Origin of the sequence: Lysinibacillus sp. HST-98 (genome assembly GCF_016757845.1) — a bacterium.
Classification (GTDB): Bacteria; Bacillota; Bacilli; order Bacillales_A; family Planococcaceae; genus Lysinibacillus; species Lysinibacillus capsici.
Map to the genome: position 1 here is coordinate 98199 of NZ_JAENHX010000013.1, position 12386 is coordinate 110584.

Here is a 12386-nt window from a genome sequence, read left to right on the forward strand (position 1 = left end):
TTTTTTTTGATGGAGGAACAAATATGATAAAAAGACCAATTTTGTTATTTTTAGTAACTTTTCTTTTATTAACTGGGTGTAATGAACGAAATCAAGACAATATTTCTTTCCCTGTATTTAATTGGAACGGTCATAATTATATTGTTACTAATGAACCTATCCCAAATGATGAAGTTGAAGAAAAAATCGGAGAAATAAAAGAACAAACAACAGATTTACCTACAAAACACGAAGAGGGTTACAGACTAAATATCGGAACAAATATATATAAAATAAGGGAAGTGGAAATTACGAATGATATTGATAGCAACATGGCGATAGAGATAGAAGGTGAATATAGAGTAGCGAGAATAATTGTTGACATAAAATAATAGTATTTAGCTTATGCCCTTTGATGCACATTTTTGTTTTGTTCAAGTGAAAGTAATGATATAAACTGTTTAGCTACTACTCCAACCACTCTTCAACTCTGCGTACTTTTTAAACCTCAACTTATAACATTGCGGTAATAATAACGAAATTCTAACGAAATATGAGACTTGGAGAAAAAGTTACACACCTATAATATTTAATTAAATTAAAGGATTCACATACACCAAAAAAACTCAAACCATTTTTGTCTGAGTTTTTTTGTACAGTAATAATTCAAGCTGGGATATTTATTTAATATGCATTGGTATTTCAGCTAGTAACATTTCTGCATCTTCAGGACTTAAAATTAATGTACCCCCTATAAATGTAAATTCTCCCTTGAGATATTTCCTGTAGAGTTTACGACGAAGTAATTAATTCAGAGAGTCACATCTAACAAGGTATGGCTTTTTAATATTTAAAGAAAAAGTCTTTTTTAAGGGGTTTGTGCGAAAACGCAATACTGATAGGGAAAGGTATGGAAAAGTATGTATCCCTTAATTTCGGAGATGATGGGGAATGATATAGCTATCACAGATTACTTGTTTATTGAAGGTATTTAAAATCAACCTACTCAACAGGAAATAATTATAGTTCCATCCCAAAATTCCTTCTGTTAGTATTTTTAAAAGCAAGAAAATGAAGAAAACAGTCGCTTGATGGAGGAATGTGGGATTGAATTTGTCTTTTCTTGCGCTTACCCGGGAAATTTTTTTATTTCCTAAAGTTACATTTTGTTAAAGGGAGATAGGGGGGACTGACAAATGAAAGTACGACTCCAATTAATATCAAACTACTATAAGAAAAATAGCTACCTGTTAAGGCAGCCATTTATTATTCCGCAACATTGCCCATAGCAATAGAAATTCGATTCCAACTGTTAATTTGATTAATCAAGATAACCAAATCGACATAAGCCTTTTCATCAAAATGCTTGCGAACACGCTCATATAATTCATCAGGAACGCGTTTTTCTGGAATAAGCGTAATATGTTCCGTTAATTCTAATGCTACTTTTTCAGTTTCTGAATAAAAAGTACATTCTCTCCAAGCGCTAATGCAGTATAAGCGCTGTTCAGTCTCTCCCATTTTCTTAGCATCAGCAGAGTGCATGTTGATGCAATAGGCACAGCCATTAATTTGAGAAGCTCTAATTTTAATGAGCTCACGAAGTTTTCTCTCAATACTACTCTTTTTAGTGTATTTTTCCATTTCCATCATTACCTTCATAGCATCTGGTGCAATTTCATAATAATTCATACGTTGTGTCATGGTGATTCCCTCCATTATTTATTAGCTAATTCAACTGATAATTGATCCGCTAGATAAAGTGCATTTTGTAAGACATCTTCTGTATTCAATAAGGCTGTTCCTTGAACACGAAGAATATTAACATCTTCTATGCCAAGAAAGGCAAACATTGATTTAAGGTAAAAATTTCATTCATGCGTTCCAAAACTTCATTTTCTTCGTGTGTTAAAGGATCTCCATTTCGTGAATGTTCCCAGCCACTTAAAACAATTTTATCTATCATCGGAATAACGTCTTCATAAAGATTATTTTGCTCAATTACTTCATCATGCTGTTTATTTTCTTTGTATGTTCCTAGAAAATGGTCCAATACCTGAAGGCTCAAAGATGTCTTTGAGTCCACTTCAGGGTGTGCATTTATCACAAGTAGTTTACGCATAAAAATACTCCAGTTAAATAAAGATTTTATTAATCGTTGATTTACTTAATCGTCGATTAACTTTATCTACAATATACGCTTTTCATGCTTGTTTGTCAAACTGATTCATTTATGTATGGCTAAATGTGTTACTATCATGGTAAGCAAAATGTTTTAAGAGGGTGGAATAATGAAATATAGTGTGATGGTTGAATATGCCCTACACAGTCTTGTTTATTTAATTGATGTACCAAAAAATGAAAGTATAGGAATAAAGGATTTATCAGAATTTCAAGGATTATCGGAGACCTATCTTTCAAAAGTTTTAGGGAAATTGTCCAAGGAAGGCATCGTTAGCTCGGTATCTGGCGTAAAAGGGGGTTATCGACTCAATAGAAAACCTGAAGATATTACATTTTGGGATGTTGTGCGAGCGGTTGAAGGTGAAGAGCCGATATTTCAGTGTAAGAATATTAAAGCGAATTTTGCTTATCAAAATAAAAAACAAAAGTGTGAATCTTGTTCAAGTCAATCGAACTGTACGATCAATAGTGTCATGCTGGAAGCGGAAGAACACATGCGAAATTATTTAAGAAGCAAAACGATAGCGTGGTTAGAACAAGAATTACTGCGGACTCTACCAAAGGAGCAAATAGAAGAAGCAAAAAATTTTTTTAAAAAAACAAATTGATAGAACTTCATCGAATCATTTTAGATGTATGTAAATTCGGTTTACCTGAATGAAAATCTTAAGCGAGAATTTCATCTTGAAGGAATCAACCAAAATTTTCTGAGAAACAAAAAACCGGCAAGGATGCCGGCTGCGGATGTTGAATGAAAGCTATTTTGAATTATTTTCGTTTGCAAATTTACCAGAAGCAAATTTTTTGTTTGCTTCAGCTTGTTGAATTTGCTGTTTGATTTGGTTAACATCAGTTTCATTCCCAAATTCAACGTTCGTTGACTTCATTGCATTCATAGAACCAGAAGCCTGTTGCTTTTTAGCTTCAGCTTGTTGAATTTGTTGTCTGATTTGATTAACATCAGTCTCGTTCCCGAATTCAACATTCATTGAATTCATTGCGTTTGGAGCTGCATTAGGAATTTTTGAGTTGAAATTTTGGTTGTTGTTATTATTCGCCATTAAATATCACCTCCTGAAAAATAGTCTGTGCAGAAGGTTTTTTACTATCCATACATTTTAGAAAAATCTAACCGATTTGGACTGGCACTACAGAATGAGGACCTCTTGCATCAAATTTACATAGTTTAAGAAATCTAGTTTTCCTAGTATAATTGTAGTCAGTTCGTTATTGTGTTTAGAGATTGGAGAAATGTATGAAAGATCGTAAACAAATCGTTATCGAATCAACATTACAATTATTTACTGAAAAAGGGTATCAGCATACATCGGTTCAGGATATTTTAGATAAAGCAAATATTTCAAAAGGTACATTTTATAATTATTTTTCATCTAAAAATGAATGCCTGAAAGCTGTATTAGAGCAAAATCGCCAAGAACGAAATGTTTTAAAAGAGGAAATTTTAGTTGGTAAGAAAAAAGATGATGTTGACGTTTTAATTGAACAATTAATCGCCACATTAAAAATTAAAGAAAAATATAATTTAATGCCTTTATTTCGAGAAATCTCCTTTTTGCATGATGAAGAGTTGCAAGAAATTCTTGCGGAACATCGCTTTCATGAAATTACCTGGTTAAAAAACAGATTCTATGATATTTATGGAGAAGAAGGAAAGCACTATTATTATGAGTGTGCGGTCGTCTTTTTTGGCACATTCCAATATTTATCTTTTTATTGGAATTTGGCTACTAATATGACGATAGATCTAAAAAAAGTGGTTACTCGGTCATTGAAATATGTAGAAAGTTTTCTCCCAGAAATGATTAAGAGTGGAGAAATTTTATTAGAACCACAGGAAATGTTTTTGTTAGAAAAGGATTTAGCCTATAAGTCCATCACCAGTGAACAAATACAAGAGAAATTAGAGAAATTTTGTAAAAAAATCTCGACAATCGAACTTCCACAAAAATCACTCGAACTTTCTAGCTTGCTTTTGGATGAAATGAAGAGAGAAACACCCCGCATGAGTGTTTTAGAGATCATGCTACAGCCATTTCGTGCTTCTTTCGCTGAAACAATTTATAAATATGAAGCTGAAGAAATAGCCAATCTTTTCTGGCTCTATATGAAAATGAAAAACAGCAAGGCATAAATGAATGATTGAATGACTAGACCAGCTTATTAGCATAAAGTTGGTTTTTTCTTTTGAATTCGTTGGCTAACAATTCTAGGGAGGGGTAGTAAGTCTTTATCCCCTAAAAGCACTACCACTGTTATTACGATTTCCGTTTTTTTATTAATACTGCCACTTTTATGGCGTCCTGGTTTTTAATCTCGTTTCATTTTGAATAATTAATTGTGAAAAGAGGGTTACTACTGTGAAAAAATTGAAGGATAGGGCAGAAGTATCTTTTGTCACGAATATTTCCCGATACGATTATCTGAAACAGCAAATTCAAGAAGTGGCTGAAAAATTTAGTTTCAATCATCAGCAACTTGCGAAAATATTTGATTTACCAATGAAGGAGCTAGATAGTTTATTGAATAACAAGGGAAGCATTACGACGGAGCAGCTGGATAAGATTGAACGAAAAATAGCTATGTTATATGCTGGCTTTGAAGGCTTTGATGCAAGGGAAAGAGCCGCATTGCTTTTGAATGATCTCATCAAGGAATACATGTTTTCCACGGATAGTGTCGCGAAAATGATTCATGTAGAGGAAAAGGACTTAATTGATTTTAGACAAGCGTTATCGATGGATAAGAACGTAGAATTGAAAATTTGCGTGAATAGTATCATGCTCCATTTTGTATTACATAACTAACGACAAGCCCTGGTATTACAGTATTCCTTGGCATAAAAGCTTCATGACTTCCACGTTTTCATTCATATAGTAATGACGAGAACCACACACAGTAACCTCAAAAAGTATGGGGGTTCCAAAATGAAAAATGGCAATAAAGTGTATATGCTTTTATTTATCGTAGTTTTCTTATTTTCTACAACCGTATATGCTGAAGAAAATAAGGAAGGTATTCTTGTATACCATGTCAAATATGATTATGAAGCTATAAGTAAATTTGGGGGCATGACAGTGCAGGAATACGACCAAGAGTGGTGAAAGGTCTTTCTATTGCAGAGATGGCGGAGAAAAAAGGAATTGCTAGAAGGGATGTAGAAGGCTACTTTTATCAATTTCATTAAGAAGAAATGCAAAAATGGCGAAAAAAGGGTGTCATGACGAAAAAACACTATTTCCATCTTGTCTACGGATTAGCGGATGAAATAGAGAAATTTATTGATCGTAATCCTAACCGATAATATTTCTCTTTACCCTAAAAGTTGATCTTTATAAAGTTTAAAGGCAGAAATGTTGCTTGCACAACATTTCTGCCTTCTTTCATTTATTTTTGTGTGATACGCTCGAAAAATTCCACTGTTCTGTTCATATCCGTAACATGTTCATTGCATGTTTGACTATCTGCACAAATGTAATTACTGTGGTTGGTAAACGTGCCTACCACCTGTCCTTTAATGGACGTAGTAAATAAGCCTACATCTGAATGGCGATTACAGATAGCGCAAATGCCACGAACCGTGTTATGAGCAAATATCCCTTTGATCCCTTTTAGCTGCCCATTTTGCTCAAGGACAACATATTTCCGATGTGTGCCAGCATCATCCCAAGCAAGATAACAAATTTGCTGAAAATCGAGTGCTTCTAGATTTGGTAGCTTGAGCTTCTTTTCCTTTTTAAATAAGGCTTTAAGCGTACTAGCGGTCACCGGCTTGAACGGGATGACATATGGCTTTAATTGCTCTAAAAATGCATCACCTTGTGCACGGTCCGTGACAGCAAAAAGCTGTTCAATCAGCATTGTTTCTGTTGCTGATAATGCTAATTTTGTCGATACCTCCGTATCAACAAGGCCACGTATTGCTAGGATAACGTTTTTATCCTTTGTTGTTGTCAGTGCATGTAGAATTTTATTTAATTGCTGTTCTAGTAAATGATAGTTGGCAACCGTTAAAAACGGCTGAATTGTTTGTTGTTCCATTTGAAATCTCTCCTGTTTATTAGGCTATTTGATTACATTTTGGCCTAAAGAGATCATTCAATTTCTGTTAGTTTATAACTTAAACTTGACCTCTTTGACCTAAAGAAGTCGTTCTAGAGCATGCATTACAAGTGAATGCGATCATTTAGATCCCTCCTTTAAAGGAAACGTTGATTTATATGGGTTTTATATGAGGTTTTATAATAGGTTGAATTAAACAGGCGACCAATTTAGATTAATTTGTTAAAATTTTCAAGTCAGTCAGGTGACCATAAGTGCCTATAGACATATTAACATGTGAATGTCCTAATTGCTCTTGAATTGTTTTGAAATTAGGATTGTTTAATTAATTTTAATGAACTAATTATTTTTCTACCGTAAAAAAGGATAAAGTAAATTAGTGTAACATTTATAAAGAAATAAAGTGTATTAAAGTGAATTTGAGTAATGCCATTTTTAGTAAATAAAGCAAATGCGGATGATAACTCATTCTCACCGATGTAACTTATAAAGGGGAATGGGGCTCCGAATATGTTAGAACCATAAGATGCAATGAAGATGGACAATACACTCATTATAATGCTAATCCATAACAACGACTTTTTGTTTGTACCTTGCATAAAGTCATCTCCTTTTTATATTTTAACTACCCAATATAATTATTATATCGTAGAAAGTGGAATGTGGTAATATTTTGGGAATTTTTATTGAAACATTATCCAGAATGTTTATTGTAATTTAAATAAATATCGTTATTAAAACAGCTTTTGACAATTTGATAAATGATAAAGCACTGTTTATTTTCTGAATTGTTGAAAAGGTAATAAATTGGTATAATGGACTGAATTGGTTAATGAAGGGGGATTTATGATGAAACAGATGACTGAACGTAAATTAATGAATGCTTGGAGAATTTATACATTGTAGGAGGCACTATGCTATTAAATAAACAAGGTTTTGATTTATGGGCCGATGGATACGACCAAACGGTACAACACAGTGAGGAAAAGGATCAATACCCATTTGCAGGCTATAAGGCGATTTTAAATAAAATTTTCAATGAAGTGATGGCTGTTCCCGCTTCCACTGTTTTAGATATTGGCTTTGGAACAGGGGTATTAACGGCGAAGCTTTATGAACAGGGGCATTCGATTTATGGCTTTGATTTTTCTGCGAACATGATTGCCATTGCCAAGGAAAAAATGCCAGAGGCTCACCTAATGGAGTGGGATTTAATGAATGGCTTGCCACAGGAGCTATTACAGCAGCCCTATGATGCGATTATTAGTACGTATGCGCTCCATCATTTTACAGATGAGCTAAAGGCTTTGTATATCACACAATTATTACAGCACCTATCACCAACAGGGAAAATTTTAATTGGCGATGTAGCTTTCCAGACAAGGGAGCAGCTGGAGCAATGTCGTCAAGATAGCAAGGGATACTGGGATGAGGATGAATTTTACTTTGTCCATGAGGAGCTAAAGGTCGCCTTAAAGGAAATTTGTGAGTTAACCTTTTACCCACTATCGCATTGTGGTGGAGTCTTTGTGATTAGTCGGAAGAATATAAATGCTGATTAGTGACCCCTTATATGGGGAGTTCGAAATCAATGGTTTGTTAGAGGATTTGATTGTAAGTAAGCCAGTTCAACGCTTAAAGGGTATTCATCAGGCTGGGGCAGGCTTTCTAGTAAATAGCAGGTGGACTATTTCAAGATTTGAGCATTCTGTAGGTGTCATGCTGCTTATTAGACAGTTTGGCGGTTCATTGCAGGAGCAGGTGGCAGGCTTATTACATGATGTCTCCCATACCGCTTTTTCCCATGTGGTGGATGTTGTCCTTGAAAATGAGGCGGAAGATTATCATGAAGCAATATTCATGGATGTTATCAAACAGTCTTCGATACCTGCGATTCTTAAAAAATATGGCTACCAGGTAGAGAACATACTCGATACATCCAGATGGTCGTTACTTGAACAACCTGCTCCAGCATTGTGTGCGGATCGTATAGATTATACATTAAGAGATATGTATTTTTATGGAAATTCAGCCTTGGAAGATAACCAAAAATTTTTACAGGACTTATTCGTTTTTCAGGGGGAATTGTGTGTTAAAACGATTGAGCGTGCAGAATGGTTTGTGAAAATTTATTATCAGGAAGTGTTAGATTTTTTCTTGCACCCTTTAAATATCTATGCGACTAGTTCGTTAGCGAAAGTATTAAAACTGTCGCTAGCAAAACAAATTCTAACGCTTGAAGATTTCCTCAAGACTGATCATGAGGTATTGCAGCAGATGAAGGCTTCACATGATCAAGACGTTCAAGCTCTTTTACAACAATTACATGAAAATGTAGAGGTAAGAGAAGAACAAGAGAATCATGACATTCATTTTCGTAATAAAGTGCGACTCATCGATCCAGCTATTTATCATCAACAGCGACTATGGAAGGCGAGCGAGGTATCTAACCATGTCAAAGCAATGAATATCTCTGCTTTGGAAAGGTTTGAGCAGGGTGTTTATGTGAAAATAATCAATGAGGAGCTGTCATAGGGCAGCTCCTTTTCTTTAGGTCAACATGGATAAATGATATTTGCCAGAAAGCATAAATAGGGCATACGTAGCGAGCGCGCTCATAACAGAAATGCCTGGTTTAAACCAGCTTGTTAGGAGGAAGGTGAGCGCAGTAAATAATAGCATGCCAACCGCTCCAAATACCGTGTTTTGAAGAACAATATGAAAGGTATCTTCTTTCATATTTTTCATTTGCATGCCCATATTAATGAGCGTCAATATCGGTAAAGCCGTAATGATACCTGATAAAAATAAATACTTTGATTGGCTAAGTAGTAGCGCTAGTACCATGATTGTGCCACCTACTAAAAAAGTAGAGAAAGTATAACATAGGATGCCCAAAATTAAATTCAGAATAGAGTGATAATACTGTAGAAGGTAAGTGTTCACAAGTACTCATTGATCCTATTTAGCAAGAAATGCAGAAAGATAGATGTTTATGAAAAATAGATAGAATATTTGGGAGGGGGTGAGTTGTGATGTCTATTCTATCTTTTATGCTTTTATATGTAGTAGGCATACCAATCTCCACGCTGTTGCATGAAATTGGGCATGCATTGGGTGTTATAGTATGTTCAAAGGAACGAGCCCATGTTTATTTGGGTGCAAAAAATTCTCCTGAAACCTTGCGTATAGGTCGTATACATTTCCATATTCGATGGGGATTTTTTGGCTTCTGTACCCCGCAAAAAGGGGGTAACTTAACGCGCAAGCAGTCGCTTGGATTTATAGCGGGTGGTCCTATCATGACTTTAGCAGTATTACTTTTTGCCAGCTATCTAGCCCGTTATTTTACTGATTATGCAGGGATACACTATTTTTTTAATGGCCTTTTTTATTGGAACACTTTTCAATTTCTTGCAACAGCATTCCCGCTAATTTATCCAAACTGGTATAAGCCCTATGCAGGATTACCCTCCGATGGCTATCAAATGCTAAGCTTACTGAAGAAAAATATCTGAAAATATAAACTTTAACGAGGTAGCTTTTAATATGTCGTAACATACGATATAATCGTGTGTAACGATATATCAAAGGAGCTATTACAATGATTAAAGATATAAATGATTATTTTACAACGATATTCTATCATCTACATACAACCCATGAAGATGTTATTTCCCATCAAAGTGTGCGTATTTTGCAAATGATTCAAAAGGAAGCAGAAGTGACGGTGCGTGATATTGCAGGGTTACTAAATATTTCTCCTAATACGGCATCAGAGCATGTGAAAAAGCTAGAGCGTCATGGCTGGGTGATGAAGGAGCGTGCAAGTGACGATCAGCGTAAGGTCATGCTACATTTGACAGTAGAAGGGCTACAAGTGTTGAAGAAAAACTCGGAGCTAGATGATGATAAGCTACAGCATGCCCTTAATCAGCTAACTGAGCAGGAGCAGCAAGCCATTCTACAGGCGTTTCGACGTCTAAGTGAGGTGGCAAAATAATGTATACATTCTTTAAAATTTTGAGTTCAGCAGCCATCATTGGCGTTGTGACGGAGGTTGCACGTCGATTCCCTACCTATGGAGGCATTATTGCTGCGTTGCCATTGGTGAGTATTTTAAGCATTATTTGGCTGACCGTGCAAAGTGAGTCGAGTGAGCATATTCAACGCTTTACAGTAGGCGTTATCGTTGGCTTGCCTGCAACGATGTGCATGCTATTTGTGATTTACATGGCGATGAAATCCTCCGTACATATTGTACCAGCTATTGGTCTTGGTGTGCTGTCCTGGGCTGTATTTTTAGGCATACAAAAAGCGATTGCAGGGGTTTTTCATATTTCCATTTAAGAAGGAGTTTATAACATGACGATTATTGCCATACATGAAGTACCAAAACAAACTGTAAGCGAATTTTTTCAGGAGCATTGGGGTTCAACGGAGATGGTCATTTCCAGTGGCATTTATGACTGTAGTGATTTAGCGGGCTTTGCTTTTATGAATGAGCAACAAATGATGATCGGTTTAATCACCTATATCGTGCGAAAAGAGGACTGTGAAATCATTTCGTTAGATAGTACGGTTGAGGGGAAAGGCATTGGTTCTGCTCTTGTGAAAGCGGTAGAGCAAGCAGCAATGGAGCAGGGCTGTACAAGCATATCACTTATGACAACAAACGATAATTTACATGCATTGAAATTCTATCAAAAAAGAGGCTATTGTTTAATAGAAATACTGCGTAATGCAGTGGAAAAGGCAAGAGCCTATAAGCCTTCTATCCCACTCATTGGTAATGATGGTATTCCAATACGAGATGAAATACGTTTACAAAAACAACTTGACTGTCAATAAGTCAGGTTGTTTTTTGTTATACTGGTGAGGAGGAAAGAGAGGGAAAGTATGAAAAAAATACTATTTATTTTAGTACTGAGTGTGCTTGTGGTAGGAGCAATCTTTATGATTTATCTCAAGAGCAATCCACCACTTGTTATTCAAAGCTATACCAGCATACAAGGCAATGAAGCAATCAAAATCATCGCACTTGAAAATACAGGGCTGCGTGAAATTAAGCTGAAGCAAATACTGGTGAATGATCAGCCTCCTGATAGCGCGAAGCTTGTAATAAGTAAGTCAGAACCGTTTGAGGCGGAAACAAAGCTAGAGGGAAATGATCAACTATCTTTTCATAAATTAGCACAGCGAACGATCGTACCTCAAAGATACATAAATCAACAAGCTATTGGCGAGCAGCCACAGCATTATGCTGTTCAAGTCCAAGCGTCTAACAACCAGAAAGTAACGATACACTATGAATACTTAAAAATACCTTTTACGCTTACAGTTGAGCTTCAAGCCAATAAATAATCGCTTTTTGTCTTATCCTTTAAGCCTGTGTCAATTCCTAAGATTGTTTGGTGAAAAGCTCCTATCCCTTCTAGAACATGGTAATATTGTATTAACAGCAATTGTGATACTAGGAGGGACCTAATGGCATTTATCATCTTGGGTATAGTACTATTTATCTGTGTTATCACTGTGGCTTTAGTGTTTATGAAAAAGCTATTAAAAAATGATATTATGCTTGAAGTGACAGCCACTTGTGAAGGGAAAAATGAAGACAATCAAGCGATTATGAAGATATATTTTAGGTATTCCATTGGACGTCTTGCCAGAAGGAAACGAGAAATGATAGGCAGTATTGAATGGTCTGAAGGGTGGATGCCTGTCAGCTATAATTTAAAAGAACATGGCGTGTATCATGAAGAACGACTTCTGTATGCGACGAATGAGCAAACGTATTCCACCTTTGAAATCAATGCGACGAATGCGCTTGATGAGCAAGGACGTGGAGAGGGCTACGTGGTCCTTGTGTTAGAAAAGCCAAATACCTCTCATATGTCCCGAGCGGGTGTTATTCTCGCTGTGACAGCCAATATGGTTACATATCAATTATCAGACTCCGCTAGCTGGCACAATGATATGCTAGCGAACTAGCTATCCAATGTATTGGATAGCTTCAGACTGTAGACAAACTCAATGAATTTTGAGTTTGCCTACAGTCTTTTTTCTTTTACAATAAAATAAAGTAAAGCCGTTGATTTCCACTACGGGCGGACGCTTTCCGCGGGCGGGGTCGAGCTGCT

Annotated in this window: 18 protein-coding genes; 13 read left to right on the forward strand and 5 right to left on the reverse strand. The window is 35.8% G+C overall.

The features are described 5' to 3' along the window. Positions 1-23 precede the first annotated feature (23 nt). Positions 24-371: a hypothetical protein gene (locus JIN86_RS21755; RefSeq protein WP_202342860.1), complete on the forward strand. Its 348-nt coding sequence runs from the start codon at positions 24-26 to the stop codon at positions 369-371. Between the two features lie 874 nt (positions 372-1245). Here the strand turns inward: JIN86_RS21755 and JIN86_RS21760 are convergent. Then, complete coding sequence (locus JIN86_RS21760) at positions 1246-1683, reverse strand: carboxymuconolactone decarboxylase family protein (RefSeq protein WP_004230300.1); 438 nt, start codon at positions 1681-1683, stop codon at positions 1246-1248. A 127-nt stretch (positions 1684-1810) separates the two neighbouring features. Then, positions 1811-2101 carry an NAD(P)H-dependent oxidoreductase gene (locus JIN86_RS21765; RefSeq protein WP_202342861.1) on the reverse strand — a complete coding sequence of 97 codons (291 nt, stop codon included), beginning with the start codon at positions 2099-2101 and terminating at the stop codon, positions 1811-1813. A 169-nt stretch (positions 2102-2270) separates the two neighbouring features. On the opposite strand from JIN86_RS21765, the gene JIN86_RS21770 reads away from it, so the two are divergent. After that, positions 2271-2771, forward strand: coding sequence for an Rrf2 family transcriptional regulator (locus JIN86_RS21770; RefSeq protein ID WP_202342862.1), 501 nt, complete (start codon positions 2271-2273; stop codon positions 2769-2771). 150 nt (positions 2772-2921) lie between these two features. On the opposite strand, the gene JIN86_RS21775 is transcribed toward JIN86_RS21770, so the two are convergent. After that, complete coding sequence (locus tag JIN86_RS21775) at positions 2922-3224, reverse strand: gamma-type small acid-soluble spore protein (protein ID WP_202342863.1); 303 nt, start codon at positions 3222-3224, stop codon at positions 2922-2924. A gap of 194 nt (positions 3225-3418) precedes the next feature. Here JIN86_RS21775 and JIN86_RS21780 point away from each other — a divergent pair, with 194 nt between their 5' ends. The 3 genes from JIN86_RS21780 (at position 3419) to JIN86_RS21790 (ending at position 5285) form a co-directional block, all read left to right on the forward strand. Beyond that, complete coding sequence (locus JIN86_RS21780) at positions 3419-4315, forward strand: TetR/AcrR family transcriptional regulator (protein WP_004230294.1); 897 nt, start codon at positions 3419-3421, stop codon at positions 4313-4315. A gap of 226 nt (positions 4316-4541) precedes the next feature. Then, positions 4542-4988 carry an HTH domain-containing protein gene (locus JIN86_RS21785; RefSeq protein ID WP_004230291.1) on the forward strand — a complete coding sequence of 149 codons (447 nt, stop codon included), beginning with the start codon at positions 4542-4544 and terminating at the stop codon, positions 4986-4988. Positions 4989-5108: 120 nt separating this feature from the next. Continuing rightward, entirely contained in the window at positions 5109-5285 is a 177-nt protein-coding gene (locus tag JIN86_RS21790; protein ID WP_202342864.1) for a hypothetical protein, read from the forward strand. 283 nt (positions 5286-5568) lie between these two features. Here JIN86_RS21790 and JIN86_RS21795 read toward each other — a convergent pair whose 3' ends face one another. Further along, a complete protein-coding gene (locus JIN86_RS21795; RefSeq protein WP_202342865.1) occupies positions 5569-6222 on the reverse strand; it encodes a FusB/FusC family EF-G-binding protein in 654 nt (217 codons plus the stop codon). A 935-nt stretch (positions 6223-7157) separates the two neighbouring features. Here JIN86_RS21795 and JIN86_RS21800 point away from each other — a divergent pair. Both JIN86_RS21800 and JIN86_RS21805 read left to right on the forward strand, forming a co-directional pair. Next, positions 7158-7805 carry a class I SAM-dependent methyltransferase gene (locus tag JIN86_RS21800; RefSeq protein WP_202342866.1) on the forward strand — a complete coding sequence of 216 codons (648 nt, stop codon included), beginning with the start codon at positions 7158-7160 and terminating at the stop codon, positions 7803-7805. Next, positions 7795-8778 carry an HD domain-containing protein gene (locus JIN86_RS21805; protein ID WP_202342867.1) on the forward strand — a complete coding sequence of 328 codons (984 nt, stop codon included), beginning with the start codon at positions 7795-7797 and terminating at the stop codon, positions 8776-8778. Before JIN86_RS21800 ends, JIN86_RS21805 begins: the two co-directional genes overlap by 11 nt. A 15-nt stretch (positions 8779-8793) precedes the next feature. Here JIN86_RS21805 and JIN86_RS21810 read toward each other — a convergent pair whose 3' ends face one another. Further along, positions 8794-9090 carry a hypothetical protein gene (locus JIN86_RS21810; protein WP_202342868.1) on the reverse strand — a complete coding sequence of 99 codons (297 nt, stop codon included), beginning with the start codon at positions 9088-9090 and terminating at the stop codon, positions 8794-8796. Between the two features lie 188 nt (positions 9091-9278). On the opposite strand from JIN86_RS21810, the gene JIN86_RS21815 reads away from it, so the two are divergent. The 6 genes from JIN86_RS21815 (at position 9279) to JIN86_RS21840 (ending at position 12237) form a co-directional block, all read left to right on the forward strand. Further along, positions 9279-9761, forward strand: a complete 483-nt coding sequence (locus JIN86_RS21815) for a hypothetical protein (RefSeq protein WP_202342869.1) — start codon at positions 9279-9281, stop codon at positions 9759-9761. A gap of 86 nt (positions 9762-9847) precedes the next feature. Continuing rightward, complete coding sequence (locus JIN86_RS21820; protein WP_202342870.1) at positions 9848-10246, forward strand: MarR family winged helix-turn-helix transcriptional regulator; 399 nt, start codon at positions 9848-9850, stop codon at positions 10244-10246. Beyond that, entirely contained in the window at positions 10246-10593 is a 348-nt protein-coding gene (locus tag JIN86_RS21825) for a DUF3147 family protein (protein WP_004230277.1), read from the forward strand. Before JIN86_RS21820 ends, JIN86_RS21825 begins: the two co-directional genes overlap by 1 nt. Before the next feature lie 15 nt (positions 10594-10608). Then, entirely contained in the window at positions 10609-11094 is a 486-nt protein-coding gene (locus JIN86_RS21830) for a GNAT family N-acetyltransferase (RefSeq protein ID WP_004230275.1), read from the forward strand. 48 nt (positions 11095-11142) lie between these two features. Next, positions 11143-11607, forward strand: a complete 465-nt coding sequence (locus tag JIN86_RS21835; protein ID WP_202342871.1) for a hypothetical protein — start codon at positions 11143-11145, stop codon at positions 11605-11607. Positions 11608-11730: 123 nt separating this feature from the next. Further along, entirely contained in the window at positions 11731-12237 is a 507-nt protein-coding gene (locus JIN86_RS21840; RefSeq protein WP_009371258.1) for a hypothetical protein, read from the forward strand. Positions 12238-12386: the final 149 nt, after the last annotated feature.